Source organism: Paenibacillus sp. MER TA 81-3 (genome assembly GCF_023713585.1).
In the GTDB taxonomy this organism is placed as follows: domain Bacteria; phylum Bacillota; class Bacilli; order Paenibacillales; family Paenibacillaceae; genus Paenibacillus_B; species Paenibacillus_B profundus.
The window spans coordinates 160,073-176,928 of sequence record NZ_JAMAWB010000005.1; the positions used below are offsets into that span (position 1 = coordinate 160,073).

At 50.2% G+C, this 16,856-nt stretch carries 16 protein-coding genes; all 16 read left to right on the top strand.

The window, feature by feature from the left end:
- Positions 1–14: 14 nt before the first annotated feature.
- The 16 genes from M3650_RS08740 to M3650_RS08815 all read left to right on the top strand — a co-directional run bounded on the left by M3650_RS08740 (position 15) and on the right by M3650_RS08815 (position 16,770).
- The gene (locus M3650_RS08740; RefSeq protein ID WP_251573828.1) at positions 15–269 is read left to right on the top strand and encodes a DUF1146 family protein; all 255 of its coding nucleotides are present in this window, start codon (positions 15–17) and stop codon (positions 267–269) included.
- 295 nt (positions 270–564) lie between these two features.
- A complete protein-coding gene (murA, locus tag M3650_RS08745) occupies positions 565–1,893 on the top strand; it encodes a UDP-N-acetylglucosamine 1-carboxyvinyltransferase (protein WP_192813650.1) in 1,329 nt (442 codons plus the stop codon).
- Positions 1,894–3,151: 1,258 nt separating this feature from the next.
- Positions 3,152–3,418: a DUF4293 domain-containing protein gene (locus M3650_RS08750; RefSeq protein WP_251573830.1), complete on the top strand. Its 267-nt coding sequence runs from the start codon at positions 3,152–3,154 to the stop codon at positions 3,416–3,418.
- Positions 3,419–3,765: 347 nt separating this feature from the next.
- Positions 3,766–5,010, top strand: a complete 1,245-nt coding sequence (gene spoIID, locus M3650_RS08755; protein WP_251573833.1) for a stage II sporulation protein D — start codon at positions 3,766–3,768, stop codon at positions 5,008–5,010.
- A gap of 59 nt (positions 5,011–5,069) precedes the next feature.
- Positions 5,070–5,849, top strand: coding sequence for a peptidoglycan DD-metalloendopeptidase family protein (locus tag M3650_RS08760; protein ID WP_026011385.1), 780 nt, complete (start codon positions 5,070–5,072; stop codon positions 5,847–5,849).
- 391 nt (positions 5,850–6,240) lie between these two features.
- On the top strand, positions 6,241–6,528 hold the full coding sequence (spoIIID, locus tag M3650_RS08765; protein ID WP_251573842.1) for a sporulation transcriptional regulator SpoIIID: 288 nt from the start codon (positions 6,241–6,243) through the stop codon (positions 6,526–6,528).
- Positions 6,529–6,729: 201 nt separating this feature from the next.
- Positions 6,730–7,731, top strand: a complete 1,002-nt coding sequence (gene mreB, locus M3650_RS08770; protein ID WP_251573844.1) for a rod shape-determining protein — start codon at positions 6,730–6,732, stop codon at positions 7,729–7,731.
- A gap of 46 nt (positions 7,732–7,777) precedes the next feature.
- A complete protein-coding gene (locus tag M3650_RS08775) occupies positions 7,778–8,641 on the top strand; it encodes a flagellar hook-basal body protein (RefSeq protein ID WP_233696300.1) in 864 nt (287 codons plus the stop codon).
- 21 nt (positions 8,642–8,662) lie between these two features.
- Positions 8,663–9,502, top strand: a complete 840-nt coding sequence (locus M3650_RS08780) for a flagellar hook-basal body protein (RefSeq protein WP_019424686.1) — start codon at positions 8,663–8,665, stop codon at positions 9,500–9,502.
- Positions 9,503–9,519: 17 nt separating this feature from the next.
- A complete protein-coding gene (locus M3650_RS08785) occupies positions 9,520–9,957 on the top strand; it encodes a DNA-directed RNA polymerase subunit beta (protein ID WP_251573846.1) in 438 nt (145 codons plus the stop codon).
- A 181-nt stretch (positions 9,958–10,138) separates the two neighbouring features.
- A complete protein-coding gene (locus M3650_RS08790; RefSeq protein WP_251573849.1) occupies positions 10,139–10,654 on the top strand; it encodes a CDP-alcohol phosphatidyltransferase family protein in 516 nt (171 codons plus the stop codon).
- 207 nt (positions 10,655–10,861) lie between these two features.
- Positions 10,862–11,293, top strand: a complete 432-nt coding sequence (gene fabZ / locus M3650_RS08795) for a 3-hydroxyacyl-ACP dehydratase FabZ (protein WP_019424689.1) — start codon at positions 10,862–10,864, stop codon at positions 11,291–11,293.
- Between the two features lie 218 nt (positions 11,294–11,511).
- Positions 11,512–13,518: a DUF5693 family protein gene (locus M3650_RS08800; protein WP_251573851.1), complete on the top strand. Its 2,007-nt coding sequence runs from the start codon at positions 11,512–11,514 to the stop codon at positions 13,516–13,518.
- Complete coding sequence (csaB, locus tag M3650_RS08805) at positions 13,494–14,750, top strand: polysaccharide pyruvyl transferase CsaB (protein ID WP_251573854.1); 1,257 nt, start codon at positions 13,494–13,496, stop codon at positions 14,748–14,750. Before M3650_RS08800 ends, csaB begins: the two co-directional genes overlap by 25 nt.
- 12 nt (positions 14,751–14,762) lie before the next feature.
- Positions 14,763–15,524 (top strand): WecB/TagA/CpsF family glycosyltransferase, encoded by a 762-nt coding sequence (locus tag M3650_RS08810; RefSeq protein ID WP_251573856.1) that lies wholly within the window; start codon positions 14,763–14,765, stop codon positions 15,522–15,524.
- Positions 15,525–15,639: 115 nt separating this feature from the next.
- Positions 15,640–16,770 carry a glycosyltransferase family 4 protein gene (locus M3650_RS08815; protein ID WP_019424693.1) on the top strand — a complete coding sequence of 377 codons (1,131 nt, stop codon included), beginning with the start codon at positions 15,640–15,642 and terminating at the stop codon, positions 16,768–16,770.
- Positions 16,771–16,856: the final 86 nt, after the last annotated feature.

A 16,856-nucleotide genomic window follows, 5' to 3' on the forward strand; every position in this document is an offset into this window, starting at 1 on the left:
GGGAGGAATTCGCGTTGGAGGATTCGTTGTCTCAAGTAACTTCATCCGTAGGATGGAGCGGCATGGCGCATATGCTTATTACGCTTATATGCATTGCTATAGCTTGGTGGTCGCTGCAGCATCTGAAAATAGACTTGTTCATCCGACATCCGCAAAGTCCGCAAGGAAAAATGCTGCATCTTATCCTTGCGATTATTGTGGGCCGTGCGGTTGCCCAGTTTTTTTTAGATTATTGGGGATGGACTCAATCGCTGCGCTTCTTGTTTTGAAACGATTCAGAATGGTTAAGAGGAAAAAGGACAGCGTTCCCTTACAGGAATGCTGTCAATGATTCGCACAAACAAAGCTACGCCCGACAGAGAATCAGAACTTGTCGAATAACATCGAATAAAGATGTCAACAATGGTAGATAACCCTAAGTAAAATGTGGAAGGGTATGTCGAAAAATATCGCTTGTACCTACTTGTAATACAATGGTATTATGGAGTTTGGGTGAAAAAAAAGCGTGCCATTTTTTACGGATTTATAGATGATGGGGCGAAAAAAAGCGCGGAGGGAAACATGATGAGCAAATTTATCGTCCGCGGAGGCAGACGACTGACGGGCACCGTGCGCGTAAGTGGCGCAAAGAATTCAGTGCTTCCGATCATCGCTGCTTCGTTATTGGGAGAGAAGGGCGCAAGCATCATTTACGATGCTCCTCCACTCGACGATGTCAAGACGATACACCATGTGTTGGAGAAGCTTGGAGCCAACCTTACATATTCCAATGAAACCATTCGTGTTAATTCGGAGAAGCTTCATTCATTCGAAGCTCCTTATGAACTCGTACGCAAGATGCGGGCATCGTTCCTCGTCATGGGTCCATTACTGGCCCGCGCGGGACAGGCGCGTATTTCCTTACCAGGCGGCTGTGCCATTGGAACCCGGCCTATCGATCAGCATTTGAAAGGTTTTGAAGCGATGGGTGCGGAAATCGGACTTGGTCAAGGGTATATTGAAGCGAAAGTAAACGGCCGACTCAAGGGCGCCAAGATTTATTTGGACGTTGCGAGTGTCGGTGCGACTGAAAATATTATGATGGCGGCGACGTTGGCCGAAGGGACAACGACGATCGAGAATGCCGCTCGCGAGCCGGAAATCGTTGACTTGGCGAACTATTTGAACAAGATGGGAGCCAAGGTGCGCGGTGCCGGAACGGGTGTCATTCGCATCGAAGGTGTAGAGCAGTTGCATGGGGCCGAGCATACGGTCATACCGGACCGTGTTGAGGCGGGAACGTATATGGTTGCCGCGGCAATGACGGGCGGCGATGTGTATGTCGAGGGTGCGATTGCAGATCATCTGGGTCCGGTTATTGCTAAGATGGAAGAAATGGGCGTAATTATCGAGCCTGATGAGAACGGCATTCGTGTTCGCACTGATAAGCCGCTCAAAGCTGTAGACGTGAAGACGCTGCCGTATCCGGGCTTTCCGACGGATATGCAGTCACAAATGATGGCGCTTCTGCTTGTTGCGGAGGGGACATCGGTCGTCACGGAGACGGTGTTTGAGAACCGCTTTATGCACGTCGATGAATTTAATTTAATGAATGCCAATATTAAGGTGGAAGGCCGTACGGCCGTAGTGACCGGTAGAGTTAAGCTGGCGGGCGCCAAGGTGTGCGCTACCGACCTGCGTGCAGGCGCTGCACTCATCTGTGCGGGCTTAGTTGCTGAAGGAACGACGGAAGTCAGCGGCGTTCATCACATCGATCGCGGATATGTGAACTTGGCAGAGAAGCTGTCTTCTCTAGGCGCAGACATCTACCGCGTGACGCTGGAGGAGCAACCGGTTGAGGTGAAGGAAGAGCAGGAAGTGAAGCTCTTTAACGTACAGCCGACTTGGGCGTAAGTTCAGGTTACAGTTTGCGGAACGACCCTCAACGGAGGTTTCGACAGTTGAGAAGCATATATAGTTGAATCAGAAGATGAGGCCGTCCCGGTAAGGGGCGGCTTTATTAATGAGCTTTTCTATGGACAGGAACGTACTGTGCGCTGCACCTTAACCCAGTGCTGATATATTTTCAGAAACTGCGAGCCCTTACAGGGTTCACCCCAGTATGCGCATAGACTAGAATGAGGCGAATTGCTGTTTCTACATGTATGTGCTGGTGTGGATACAACTTAGCCGTTTTGAACGGTTCTGTCCACTACCTATAACTTTATACTTCTCTTTCATTGGAAAACTTACAGTAGAAATTAACTTTTTCGAATAAAATGTTCAATCCACTGGAAAATGTCCAGTGAAATTGAGTCATTTCCGCTGAATTGTTGCTAAAGAGCTGATTCCACTGTACCTAATCCAATACAATACCCCTTTATAGCAATTGGAACTATAAAACACTGCACAAAATCCAATGGAAACTAATCTTTGATTTATGAGGGCAGCTATACGTTTCTTTTCCTCGGTCCTTTTGTCCAATCATCCATCCGTTCAGGAAGTGCCAGCGTTACGAGTGAAAAGTAGCTATTTATGTAAAGTATCATCTACCCGGAAACTATCGAACTTTCAATTCTTACGTTCAATCGCCCCTTCGTTTAGGACCAATAACGTTAGGAGTAAGCAACAGTTATTTCCATAATGTGTCATTTACCGGAGGTTACCTGGCTCTCTCAGTTCTTATGTTCATTCTCCCTTTCGTTCAGGAACTACATCCGGTATGAACTGCTATCTACTCAAAGGCTGCATATTATTCTTGGGCAATCAAAATGCATAGTTTCTGACTTAAAGGGAGAGTGCATCAGAGGAGAGAAGCGAAGAACATAGCACCGCGAGCTCGGCCATGTTTTTAGCAGCTGTATCAACTCGTCAAAACATGAAAAACGGAAACGCTAGAACCAGTGCTTCATATTTGTTACCTTCTGAATACCCAATGGTTGGTCATTGTTGCTGATCGGGGCGCAAGGAGGTACATTGGAATAAAGAAAAAAGTAGGAGCGTAACCTGTGTAGATTATTCCATTGTAGATTATTCGATTACCGAGGATTGCAGAGGAATTACTTCGAGTCTCTCACCTGTGCTGGGTTGACTGCATCACCACAGAGAAACGTTTTCTCGTATCCATTGTCCTGATAGTAAGGACGTTGTACCTCAATAAGGAGGCGATGCCATGCTGTATTTCTGGTTTATACTGGGGGCCGTCGTGTTTGTATTGCTGTTAGGCACCATCTTTTTTTATAAAAATCGAAAGAAGAGGCAAAGGGTTGTCTCGATGGCGTCCTATGCGAAGAAGAAGCCGGTGTCCGGCCAGCCGTGTTCGTATTGCAAAAGGAAAGCAGTGAAGCTTACGTTTTACGCAGGCAATCACGGCTCCGTGGTGGGAGTATGCGCTTCATGCAGGAAGAGGGCGGAGCGGCAAGGGTTGCTGCCTATTTGAATAAAGGGATGTCTCTTAAAGCAGTTTGTGCTTGAACAGGGACATCCTTTTCTGTTGATAGGAGCCGTGATGAGCAGAGGATATCCTGTTAGAAGCGCGTGTGTTGGCTAGGTGCACAAGATAGGCCGGATGAGGGCGCGCTTTTGACTATTTCCATTTCGCAGCTCTATTGGTTTCCGCGGTTCTTTCTTCTCTTAAAAAAGCATAGGTTAGAAGAAGCAGAGGTTAGACTCGCTCTTTTCGAGAGATGCTAGAAGTATGAGTACGAGTTTCAAATGGAAACACGTTCGAAACGTGAAAATTAACCTCGAGAAATGGGAGTGTTGCGGGAGAGGAGAGAGAAGCCTATGGCTATGCAGCCGAGACTGCTGCTTGAAGAGGCGCGGCGACTGGCGAGTCGCCTTCGACCGCGCCTATGGGGGGGCTTCCGGGTGCTTCGGCGTCGAGGGAGGCGACGGAGCCGGAGGAGCGCAGCCCGTCCCCGGCCGGCGTTGGTGCGCGCCACCGCATGGGCCGGCGCGCTCACCGTGCTCGCCCTGCTCATGCCGCTGCTGTTGGTGGAACCCCGCCCGCTGCAGCGGGCGGCAAGCCCCGGCAGCGAGCGCACGGCGCAAGTGGCGCCGGATGTGGCGCCGCCCGAGGCCGGGGCGGCAGAGCAGGTGCGCGTGTACCTGAGCGGTACGCGCCAGGTAGAGCGCGTCGCGCTGGAGCAATACGTGCGCGGCGTCATCGCGGCAGAAATGCCAAGCGACTTTGAGCTCGAAGCGCTCAAAGCGCAGGCGATTGCCGCCCGCACGTACATCGTGCGCCGCCTGCTGGCACAGGACGCAAGCGGCGCACCGGATGGGGCCGACGTCACCGACACCGTCGCCCATCAAGCCTATGTGCCGCTCGCAGAGATGGAGCGGCGCCCGCAGGACGCGGTGGCGAAGCTGAACCGCGCCGTGAACGAAACAAAAGATATCGTGCTCACATATAAAGGAGAGCCGATTATGGCCGCTTTCTTCTCGACGAGCAACGGCTATACCGAGAACGCGGAGGATTATTGGACCAATCCCGTTCCGTATTTGAAGAGTGTATCGAGCCCTTGGGATCAAGCGATATCCCCGCGTTATACGGAACAGGTGGAAATGGGAGTGAGCACCGTACTGGCGAAGCTTGGCCTGTCGGCCAATGCGGTACCGGCTCTATCTCGCTTACTGGACTCTTCGAACGGTACGAACCACACGCGCCCTGAACCTTCAAAGCATGACAGTAAGTTGTCAGCTGCTGCCTTTTCGAAAGATATTCGAATTCTCTCACATACACCGGGCAAACGCGTAGAGCAGGTGCGGATTGGAACACATCGGTTTACAGGCCGCGAGGTTCGGGAAAAGTTAGATTTGCGCTCCAGCGCTTTTGAATGGAAGATGGAAGGCGACAAGGTTCTCATTACGACCTTCGGATTCGGCCATGGTGTTGGCATGAGCCAATACGGCGCTCAGGGCATGGCGAAAGAAGGCGCATCGGCGGAGAAGATTGTAACTTACTATTATAAAGGAGTTTCGCTCGACAAAGCTTCGAAGTTACTAACTTTAAATCTTAAAAATTAGCAAAACACTACGTATAAAAGTGATAGCCCCGGTAACAATGGTTACTGAGGTGATCACAAATGAGTGAACAAAACCAAAACTCAAAAAACAAATCTACAACAAGTTCATCGGCAACGAGTGCAACGAATACGCCTGAAGCTTCTAAATCGATGCAAGGAGCTCAAGCGGTTCAAACATCCGCGTGGAGAAAGCTGTTGTCGAAGAAATGGGTCTTTCCCGCTTTGTACATGGCCGCAGCAGCAATCATCCTAACGTTAGTGTGGGTCTATCAAGACATGAACCAGCAGCCACTAGACCCAAATAAGGATGCGACGCAGGTAGAACAACAAGTAGATTCCGGTACATTGGCGGAAGGCAAGACGAATGATGAGGCGGTTGAAGTGGTCGCATCCAATGAAACGTTGGGTTGGCCAGTAGCAGATGCGCAAGATGTAGATGTTGTCATGTCTTTCTATGATGACAAAGCTTCCAAAGAGGAGCAAGCAGCTGCTATGGTAGAATACAAGCAGACGTTTACTCCGAACGTAGGTATCGATTTGGCTCGCAAGGATCAAAAAGCGTTTGATGTTCTCGCAGCGATGAGCGGCAAAGTAACTCGCGCCGAGCAAAACCCGAAGACAGGCTTCGTAGTGGAAATCGACCACGGAAACAACTTGAAGACCGTATACCAGAGTCTGGTTGACTTGAAGGTGAAGAAGGGCGACACCGTGAAAAAAGGTGATGCGCTTGCTACAGCCGGACGCAACGAGCTGGAGAAGAACCTGGGCGTTCACGTACACTTCGAGGTGTATGATGACAACAAGCCAGTCAATCCATCGACGCTGTTGGCCAAAAATTAATAACACCCTGCGTTGGAAGAATTAATCTGACGACGCCAGTGGAAAAGCGGGAGCGCGAGCTTGCCGCTTTTTCTTTGTATTGATGTGCGCTCCGCTTCGAAAGGGGGAAGTTGGACATCCTGTCTAAATTTTTTTTCAGGTTGAATTATTCGCCTGGGATATTCGCTCCAAGGTTGTCCCACTTCGGAAGCTATTGCTACATTTTTTCCTAATCCAGCGAGCTTTTTTGGGACAGACAAGCTTTAGCCTCTTCCATCACTCCCTCCTATTTGTCCGCAGAACCTTGACAAATTTAGTGGTTAAGCCAAGCTTGTCAGGATTCGTAACAACGCATAAGTGTCCGCACCCCTCATATAATGTACCAATTAAACCGAGTAGGGGAGGCGGGAACGTGCACGATTACATCAAAGAACGGACCATCAAAATCGGTCGCTGCATCGTCGAGACCAAGCATACGGTTCGCACCATCGCCAAAGAGTTCGGTGTGTCCAAAAGCACGGTACACAAAGATTTAACCGAACGGCTGCCCGAAATTAACCCTGATCTGGCGGACCAGGTGAAGCACATTCTCGAATACCACAAGTCCGTACGACATCTTCGGGGAGGGGAAGCGACCAAGATCAAATATAAGAAGTCGAGTACGAAAAAACGCGAGGTGATGACCGCAGGAAAGTCTTAGGTAACCCTTCTTGAAGTTGGAACCGCTGCCTATTCGATAAATAACTCCTAAAATCGATTCCGAAATGACAGGTTTCGCCCCTCATTCACATTGAACCTAGCGCTCTAAATATGATATGTTAAACGATGAGTAAATATTTTGCAGGAAACGGTCGCAATTCATCGAAATATATGAAAAAAGAATGTGGAGGCTCTCGAACTTATGTTAAGCAAGGATATCGGAATTGACTTAGGAACGGCGAACGTTCTGATTCATGTCAAAGGGAAAGGGGTCGTGTTGGACGAACCGGCGGTCGTGGCGATTGAGAGCGATTTGAAGCGCGTTCTGGCTGTTGGGGAAGATGCCCGCAAGATGGTCGGGCGCACACCGGGCAACATTGTGCCGATCCGCCCGTTGCGTGACGGGGTTATTGCAGATTTTGACATTACGGAAGCGATGTTGAAGCATTTTATTAACCGCGTCGGCGGCCGCAAATGGTACTCACATCCGCGTATTCTAATTTGCGCGCCGACGAACATCACCTCAGTGGAGCAGAAGGCGATTCGGGAAGCTGCTGAGCGCAGCGGAGCGAAGGAAGTATATTTAGAAGAAGAACCGAAAGCGGCGGCAATCGGCGCGGGCATGGATATTTTCCAGCCAAGCGGCAATATGGTCGTGGACATCGGCGGCGGAACGACGGACGTGGCGGTATTGTCCATGGGGGATATCGTCACCGCCTCTTCTATTAAAATTGCAGGGGATAAGTTCGATAGCTCCATCATGCGTTATATTAAACAGAAGTACAAACTGTTAATCGGGGAGCGTACCTCCGAAGACATTAAGATTAACATCGGTACCGTGCGTCCGGCAGGCGGAGAGCGGGAGATGGACATTCGTGGACGGGACATGGTATCCGGCTTGCCATATACCGTATCGATTACATCCAATGAGATTCGAGAAGCGCTGTGGGACCCGGTATCCTCCATTGTCGTTGCTGCGAAATCGGTGTTGGAACGGACCCCGCCAGAATTGTCGGCGGATATTATCGATCGCGGTGTCATCTTGACGGGCGGCGGCGCGCTGCTTGACGGATTGGACGAGCTGCTTGCGGAGGAACTGAAGGTTCCGGTCCTGATTGCAGAGGATCCGATGCATTGCGTTGTAAAGGGAACCGGCATCATGCTTGATAATTTGGATAGGGTCATAAAGAAAAAGTTTATCTAGTCCGATAATATACATAGTGTAGATTAATGGATCGGGAGGATCGGACATGATTAGAGGGTTATATACGGCTGCTTCCGGCATGATGACGCAGCAGCGCCGTCATGATACGGTAACGAATAACATTGCCAATGCGAATACGCCAGGCTTTAAATCGGTGACGGGCGTGTCGCGTTCATTTCCGGAAATGCTGCTTTCGCTGCAGGGCAGCGATAAGGCCTCTGGACGGGAAATTGGACGGCTGAACACCGGCGTGTTCGCAGAAGAGAGCCGCATGCTGTTTAACCAAGGAGATCTCATGCAGACGAACCAATCTGGCGATTTTGCGCTGCTTGCTGATCTGCAGGTGGCAGGCGTAGCATTTGACGAGTCCGGGAAGGGCCGCGATGCTCAAGGCAACGTCGTATTTAAGCCGGAAGCATTTTTTACGGTTCGGGAAGGCAACGAAGTTCGATATACGCGTGACGGACACTTTCGTGTGAATGCGCAGAATGAGCTGGTTACGGCGGACGGTGCTCAGGTTCTTAACCGGAATAATGCACCCATCGTGCTGGACGTACAAGCCCTTGACGATGTAACGCTGAATGCAGCAGGTCAAATGTATAACACCCGTACTGGTGCTGCAATAGCAGGGGCGGATCTGCTGATTACCCGCATTGACAACCCGAATGATTTGATTCGAACAGGCAACGGACGCTTCCGTCTGCAGAACGGCGGACAGCCGGGAGCACCGGTTGCGTTGGGCCGTGACGTGCAAGTTCAACAGGGATATCTGGAACGTTCCAATGTGGATGCGGCACAGTCCACGATCGACATGATGATGGCGTACCGAGCTTATGAAGCGAATCAAAAAATTGTTCAGTTCTACGATAAATCGTTGGACAAGACTGTAAACGAAGTTGGCCGCGTCTAATGACACTTTAGGAGGAACGACATGAATCAATCGATGATTGCCGCATCCGTGTCGATGAATGGCATCCAACGCAAGCTGGATGTGATTGCGGACAATGTGGCTAATGTCAATACAAAAGGATATAAACGGAAGACAGCAAACTTCGCCGATGTGCTTACAACGGTGCGCCAGCACGATCCAGACTATCGTCTGCCTGGACGGGCAACGCCAATGGGATATACGATAGGCAATGGCTCGCATCTCACGTCGTTGAATCGTGATTTCACCCAAGGATCTCTCACTCAGACAGGAGTGGATACTGATTTGGCGCTCCAAGGGGACGCGATGTTTGAAATAATGACTCGCGATGGCGCAACAGCTTGGATTCGTGAAGGAGCCTTTCAATATAATATAGACAGAGCAAGCGGTGAGAAAATACTTGTAACCGCGCATGGCGATCAGGTGTTGAATGCCGAAGATTTGGAAATTCGTATCGCACCCGATAGAGAGCTGCAAATCGATGAGAAGGGGCGCATGTTTGCCGTTAAGAACGGTGAAGCGCCTGAAGCGCTGGGCAGCTTGAAGCTTGTTAAGGCAATCAAGCCCGAACAGCTTGTACAGACGGACAACAATTATTATGTATTGCCTCCGAATCTGGACCGCAACACGGCCGTCCAAGTGCTGAATCTGGCCGATGGCGATCGCTCGGACCCGAATCAGCCTGCCATCTATGTTCGACAAGGGATGCTGGAAGAATCGAACGTGTCGCTTATCGATGAGGTGAATGAGTTGATTCAAGCGCAGCGTGCTTATCAACTGTCCGCACGAGCGTTGACTTCAGGGGACGCGATGTGGGGACTGGCGAATAGTCTGCGCGCGTAAATGAAGTAGGTGATAATATGAGTGATACCCGTGATAAAGATAGAAAGCTGCCTGATTTTGAGCCGCTTCAACAGGACATATCGTTAGCGCGTCTGTCACGCTCACAACATAGCGATGAACAATCGGCTGACGAAGATCCTCTTGCTGCGGCCGCTGGCAGCGTGCGTGCTTCAGGAACTTCTGGCAAGCCTGTGCTGGAAGAGCGGCGTAAGGAACGGCGCAAGGAATCCGCACGCACGGACAAAGAGAACAAGAGAGAAGCGAAAGGGCACAAGCCGGCGCGGCGTTCCAAACGCGTCAAATGGCTCGTTCGCCTGGCCATTATTCCGATGCTATGCATCTTGACGCTATTTGCAGGCATGGTTACCGGATATGTGGTTCTAGGGAAAGGCTCTCTTGGTGAAGCATTAAATCTGAATACGTGGACTCATCTGTTCCAATTGGTGTTCGCCTGATAACATCCCCACTTCGGTGGGGTTTTTTGTTTGATAGTTCATGGAGGATGAGGTTGCAGGCGCTTCGCATCGGCTTTAGATTTCGTGTTTAGGTTACGGGGCGACAGTTTTATTTTTTATTTGGGCCATGTATAATGAGTTGGAGGAACATTGAAAATGGGGGTTACTGGGGGTTTTAGGGTTGAATTTACCGAATATGCTGACGATGGTTCGATTTCTTCTAATCCCCGTCTATGTGGCTTTGTTCTTCTTCGGTGAGCGGTACGCCGCGTTTGGCATCTGGCTGTTGGCCGGATTGACCGACATTTTGGACGGATATATCGCACGCAAGCACAATATGGTGACGACTGTCGGCATGATGCTAGATCCGTTAGCGGACAAGTTGATGATGTTGACTGTCATGCTGTCTCTGCTCTGGGCAGGAGATTTGCCATGGACGGCTGCTATTGCGATGCTAGTGCGCGATGCAGGGATGATTATTGGATCTGCGCTTTTTCATTTTAAAGGGAAAAAGACGGTGCCTGCAAACTGGATGGGCAAACTAACGACGGTCTTCTATTATATTGCAATATTATTCGTATATTTTCAGTGGCCTTATGCGATCGAGCTGCTGTGGGCCGTCATTATTTTTTCATTCCTGACCTCGTTGAGGTACGTCGCCCTGTTCGTCCGCTTGAACCGAAAGATGGAAGCCTGAGCATTGCGCCAAGGGAGACAAAGCGAGAACGACGATAGAGAATAGGCAAAAGGAGCTTCCCGTCCAGCGCCTCGCCGCTTGGGAAGCTCCTTATCTCAACCTTCACGCCTGCAGTCATGAAGGATGCTCTTAGTGTTGGCGCATCGGTACTATTTTATTCAAATTAGAGAAAAATTAAGAGGAAATTAGAAGAAAGGAGAATGAACTATGCTGAATATCGAACAAATTCAAGAGATTATTCCACATCGCTATCCGTTTCTTCTTGTCGACCGCATTATTGAAGTAGAGGAGGGCAAGCGGGCTGTCGGGATCAAAAATGTAACGATGAACGAGCCTCATTTCGCTGGCCATTTCCCGGGATACCCGGTGATGCCAGGTGTGCTAATCGTTGAAGCCCTTGCTCAAGTTGGAGCGGTTGCCATTTTGAAGATGGAGCAGAACCAAGGGAGACTTGCCTTCTTCGCGGGTATCGACAACTTCCGTTTCCGCGGACAAGTTGTGCCAGGAGACACGTTGACGTTATCTGTAGAAATTACGCGTCTTAAAGGAAGCATCGGCAAAGGACAGGCCGTTGCGAAAGTTGGCGAACAAGTCGTTGCCGAGGGCGAATTAATGTTTGCGTTATCAGATCGCAAATAGATTGCCATTCATTGTGAACAGGTATGCAAAGAAAAGACCTCGTTCGGTTATTCTAAAGGAAACGACGTCAGCAAAGAGGAAGATTGCCGCATAGGTGATTCGTTCTTTTGTGGAATAACGGGGGAGGTCTATGCGCCGTCGATGTCGAAAAGACTCGGAAGCGCTCGAAGAACATGCCATTGCGTATGGCATTCGTATTGGTTTAAGGAGGGAAACAATTGCTTCAACAGTTGGAAAATTGGAACCGGCGCATGAAGAAGTGGCTGTGGCTGCTTGTCATCGTTGGGTTAGTTGCTGCCACGCCTGTCGTGGTTCAGCGTGTGCAAACCGAACATACGGCCAATCAAATCGAGATGGTGTTCAACTATCGCGATTTAGTGGACATTTCCGCCTACAAGCCGAATCCGGCAGCGTTCATTGACGAACAATTGGAACGGTTGAAAGAGGCTGGCGTGCAGTCTATGGCTATGTTCGAAAGTACGCTGGCGGAATTGAAATCTTCTCGTCGCGTGATGCTGTACAATTCCCAGGATGCCGCGATGCTGCAAGGCAAGCTCCTTACTGGGGATGAGAACTATACATATCTGTTATTCACGTCCACTTCCAATGAAGAGCGGTTATCACCAATAATTGAGAAGACGTTCATGAATTTGGGTATTCAGGTTCGCCTATGGCAATTCGATGGGAAGAACGGCTTAATCTTGGAGACGCCGATTGAGAATGCGGTGATAAAGATGATGCCGCAGGATCCTGTCGCGGTAGAACAGCTGGTAGCGAAGGGCTTCCATATCGTCCCGCGCCTGTCCGACTCGTCGGAATACAATCAGGCGGAGATGGACGAGTTGCTGCGTGGTTATGCAGCGATTGGCGTCAAACGAATCGTGTTCGACGGCGAATCTGTCAAGGGATTCAATGACGACGCGGAGAAGAAGAGCTTGACCGCCTTTGCCGAGCTGTTGAACAAATATGATATTGGCTTTGCTGCAATTGAAGGGTTGAAAGCTCCGCAGAAAGGGATGAATAAGCTCGCTTATTTGACCAAATACAATGTGGCGCGCTTGCATTCCATCAATGGTCAGGAGTCGTTCAATGAACCGGAAGTGCTGGCGGACCGGTTTACACTTGCAACGAAGGACCGCAACATCCGCATGATTTACTTGAACGCGTCGGTCAAAAAAGCAACGACCAAAGCGGAAATCGTGCACTCTATCGACAACATTCTCCACACGCTGAAGGAGCCAGGCAAAGCGATTGCTTCCATTGAAGCGAACGGCTTCACGATGGGACAAGCGGTGCCGTTTGATATTGTCGACTCTTCATGGCAACGCTATGCGAAGATGGTTGTTGTTGTGGGTGGGGTTGCGCTTATTGCGCTGATGATCTCTTTCTTTGTGCCGTATATTATGCTTCCGGTGTTTCTTATCGGTCTTGTCGGAAGTGCAGGTTTATTTGTCCTGAAACCGACATTTTTCGAGCAAGCGCTGGCGCTCGGCGTATCGATTAGCGGGCCGACGATTGCGATGATATTGGCCGTTCGCCGGGTTGAACTGAATCCTCCGGTCACAGCGTTCGGCGCTCGATTTAAGAAATCAATCGCGCTGTTTGTACGAACGACGGTAATATCACTTATTTCTGTGCCGTTAGTGATTGCATTGTTGAATAATATTACGTACAGCTTGGTGCTGAACCAATTCCGCGGAGTTAGTCTGCTGCACTTCGTGCCGCTAGCGCTTACTGCATTGTACGTATTCCTGTACCGTGGCGATTCCGTATTCAAGGAAGCGGGCCGTTGGTTGAAAATGCCGATTACCGTGTTATGGGTTGTTGCCCTGGGAGTCGTTGGAGTTGTCGGGATGTATTATCTGTCCCGCACAGGCAACGCCGGCAACGTATCATCCTTTGAATTGTCGTTCCGATCGCTGCTGGAAAATACATTCGGCGTTCGCCCGCGGAACAAAGAGTTTTTGATGGCGCACCCGTTATTTATCGTCGCGGCATTTGTCGCTTTCCGTTATCGATTTGCCGTGTTCGCGTTTATCGTGGCTGCGATGGGGCAGCTGTCCATGGTAGATACGTTTGCTCATATCCATACGCCTGTCGTCATTTCGGCTATTCGGACGCTGCTCGGTCTCGGCCTTGGACTGGTCATTGGAATTATCGGCATCTTCGTATGGACTATCATTGAAAGGTGTTGGGATGCATGGCGTCCGAAGTTACAAGGATAGCTTTATCTGGCTATTACGGATTCAATAACAGCGGGGATGAGGCAGTGCTCCTGTCCATCCTCACCGCGTTGGAGCGTGCGGGAGAGCAAGCCGGCATGAAGCTTGAGCCGGTTGTGCTCTCTGGCGATCCTGCCACCACCACCCGGTTGTATGGGGTGCGCGCGGTTCACCGTATGAAGCCAGGTGATCTGCTGGGGGCGATTCGCAGCTGTGACGGCTTGATTAGCGGTGGCGGCAGCTTGCTTCAGGATGCGACGAGCTCGAAGACGATTCCGTATTATTTGGCGGTGCTGAAGCTGGCACAATGGTTCCGCAAGCCAACCTTTATTTATGCGCAAGGCGTCGGCCCTGTTCGGCGGGAATCGTTCTATCCTTATATCCGCCATGTGTTTAACCGCAGCGCATATATCTCGGTTCGCGATAACGAGTCGGCCGATCTGTTGACCCGCATGGGGTTGCAGCGGGATCGCATGCACGTAGTTCCGGACCCGGTTATGGGGCTTCGTCTTCCCGAGGCGGAATCTGGTGATGCTTCTGCTCATGCTATGCTGCCTGTTGGTGCGGCACAAGGATTTGATGAAGCCGGGCGTCCGTATGTCGGCGTATCGCTTCGCTTCTGGAATGAGGACCGTACGGATATGACGGCTATCGCGGATATGTTGAAGCGGGTTTGCCGCGCTCAAACGGTTCATTTGCGGTTTCTGCCATTCCATGGACAGGCGGATGAAGAAGCTTCACGCTTCGTGATGGAGAGCTTAAAGGACGAGGTAAAGCTATGGAATGGCGATATGTCTGGCGCTTGCGACGAGAATACGGTCGAAGGTGACATGGGGGACGAAGTTCCTTATGGCGCATCTGCTGTAACTGGTTCATCCGTAATGAGCCTATGTCCGGCTCTCGAGCACCCGCAAGCGATGCTGCGCGAAGTAAGTCAATGCCGCGTGCTTGTCGGCATGCGTCTGCATTCGCTCATTTATGCCGCGTCACAGGAAATTCCGATGCTGGGTATATCGTATGACCCAAAGATCGACCAATTTCTTCATCGGCTTAATCTGACAGCAGTCGGCTCCACAGCCAGATTAGATGCTTCTGAGGCAGCCGATGCGATTTTGCATTCACTCGAAAATGTGGAAGCATGGCAAACTGCGCATCATCAGGTCATTTCCGCATTGAAGCAAGAGGCGGAACAACCCGCGCAACAGGTTGCAGCATGGCTGCGTCATAAGAAATAAGGTGGTAGCGACATGAAAAAAGTGGTGGATGTGCCGACCGTCTCGATATACGGCATCCCTTTTTCAAAATTAAATATGCGCGACACGGTTCAAATGTTAACCGATTCAATAGACAGCGGACAGCAATCGCTGCAGGTCATTACAGCGAATCCCATCATGGTCATGGCTGCGTTGGAGAATGATAAGTTCATGAGCATTATGAAGCAAGCCGATTTGATCGTGCCGGATGGAACGGGCGTAGTCTGGGCCGCTAATTACGTAGGCAATCCGGTGGCTGAACGCGTGACGGGGTTTGACATGCTGCATGAATTAATGAAGTTCGGAGAAGACCGTCGCTGGAAAGTATTTTTGCTTGGAGCTGCGCCCAAAGTGGTTCAGGCTGCTGCGGAGCGGCTGCGTCAACAATATCCAGCTGTGGATATTGTTGGAGTTCGCGACGGTTTCTTCGGTGAAGCGGAGGATGAGGATGTCGTCCGTCAGGTTCAGGAAGCGAACCCGCATATATTGTTCGTCGCACGCGGGGCGGACACGCAGGAGCCTTGGATTGCGAAATATCGCCATCAGCTTCGAGTTCCCCTCATGATGGGCGTGGGCGGAAGCTTTGATATCCTATCAGGCAGAACAAAGCGCGCTCCGAAATGGACGCAGAAGCTGCGCATCGAATGGTTGTACCGTTTGGTGACGGAGCCTAAGCGTTTTAAACGAATGCTGGTCCTGCCGATATTTGCATGGAAAGTGATGCGGGATAAAGAAAAGGTGACAAAAGCCCATTGAAATGTCGTCCAATCTTTCATTTTCGTAAGAATCCTTATCGATACAGCGTTGGTGTTTCCATTATGAACGGAGTATAATTCAATCCGGTAACATAAATGGGGGTTGAGAACAACCGATGATAACCGTATATGTAGTAGGTGGATTGATAGCATTGCTGTTGGCCACCGGATTAACGCCGTTAGTTAAGAAGTTTGCGATTAAGGTCGGAGCGGTTGATGTTCCGAATGCGCGTAAAGTCCATACACGCATTATGCCGCGAATGGGTGGGCTTGGTATTTATGCGGCCTTTGTTTTGACGTTGCTTGCTCTTATGCCGTTTATTCCTGACACCTTGTTCGGTTCTGCACGTGATGGCAATCTGGTTAAAGCATTGCTCGCCGGGGGTTCAATCATCGTACTCGTGGGGGCGTTGGACGATCGCTTTGAATTATCGGCTAAGGTGAAGCTGGTCGGGCAGATTATCGCTGCATGTGTGGTCGTGTTCGGGTTTGATTTAACTGTGAACTTCGTAAATGTGCCTTTTGGTGATAAATATTGGTCAATTGAATCGTGGATTGCGATTCCGTTGACGATTTTCTGGATTGTCGGTGTGACGAACGCCATCAATTTGATTGACGGACTCGACGGATTGGCGGCTGGGGTATCCGGTATCTCGATTGCGACGATTATGGTCATGGCTGTCTTTATGGGAAATCCGGCTGTCATTCTACTGTGTGCAATTCTGCTTGGCAGCATTGTTGGATTTCTATTCTTTAACTTTCATCCGGCCAAAATTTTTATGGGTGATACGGGCTCGCTATTTTTGGGCTTCAGCTTGGCGGTATTGTCCATGCTCGGCTTCAAGCAAATTGCGATCGTCTCATTCATAACGCCGCTTCTTATTATCGGCGTGCCTTTATCGGACACCTTCTTCGCGATTATCCGCCGTTGGTTGCAGAAGAAGCCGATTTTCGCTCCAGACAAGGGGCATTTGCATCATTGTCTGCGCGAGCTAGGATTCAGCCACCGGAAGACGGTGCTTATCATTTACGGCATTGCCGCATTTTTCGGGATGCTCGCCATTATCCAATCGTTCGCGGCATCGCATGATGCGAATTGGGTCACCTTCGTCGTCATCTGCATCCTGCTCATCTCACTGCAGCTTGGAGCTGAAGTCATCGGCATCGTCAGCAAGACGAAGCGTCCGATGCTCAATATGCTTCATCGCCTGCGCGTGAAGGCGCATGCGGATTCACGCACGAAGTAACACAAAACTTTTATATGAAGCTTGTTCTCCTAATGTGAGAGCAAGCTTTTTTTGTTTCCATTATTGACGTATCTCTTAAATTTGGA

What these genes read in the sequence shown, in the direction of transcription:
- murA (WP_192813650.1), top strand. Translation starts at nt 565, where the DNA reads ATGAGCAAATTTATCGTCCGCGGAGGCAGACGACTGACGGGCACCGTG.
- M3650_RS08750 (WP_251573830.1), top strand. Translation starts at nt 3,152, where the DNA reads ATGCTGTATTTCTGGTTTATACTGGGGGCCGTCGTGTTTGTATTGCTG.
- spoIID (WP_251573833.1), top strand. Translation starts at nt 3,766, where the DNA reads ATGGCTATGCAGCCGAGACTGCTGCTTGAAGAGGCGCGGCGACTGGCG.
- M3650_RS08760 (WP_026011385.1), top strand. Translation starts at nt 5,070, where the DNA reads ATGAGTGAACAAAACCAAAACTCAAAAAACAAATCTACAACAAGTTCA.
- mreB (WP_251573844.1), top strand. Translation starts at nt 6,730, where the DNA reads ATGTTAAGCAAGGATATCGGAATTGACTTAGGAACGGCGAACGTTCTG.
- M3650_RS08775 (WP_233696300.1), top strand. Translation starts at nt 7,778, where the DNA reads ATGATTAGAGGGTTATATACGGCTGCTTCCGGCATGATGACGCAGCAG.
- M3650_RS08780 (WP_019424686.1), top strand. Translation starts at nt 8,663, where the DNA reads ATGAATCAATCGATGATTGCCGCATCCGTGTCGATGAATGGCATCCAA.
- M3650_RS08785 (WP_251573846.1), top strand. Translation starts at nt 9,520, where the DNA reads ATGAGTGATACCCGTGATAAAGATAGAAAGCTGCCTGATTTTGAGCCG.
- fabZ (WP_019424689.1), top strand. Translation starts at nt 10,862, where the DNA reads ATGCTGAATATCGAACAAATTCAAGAGATTATTCCACATCGCTATCCG.
- csaB (WP_251573854.1), top strand. Translation starts at nt 13,494, where the DNA reads ATGGCGTCCGAAGTTACAAGGATAGCTTTATCTGGCTATTACGGATTC.
- M3650_RS08810 (WP_251573856.1), top strand. Translation starts at nt 14,763, where the DNA reads ATGAAAAAAGTGGTGGATGTGCCGACCGTCTCGATATACGGCATCCCT.
- M3650_RS08815 (WP_019424693.1), top strand. Translation starts at nt 15,640, where the DNA reads ATGATAACCGTATATGTAGTAGGTGGATTGATAGCATTGCTGTTGGCC.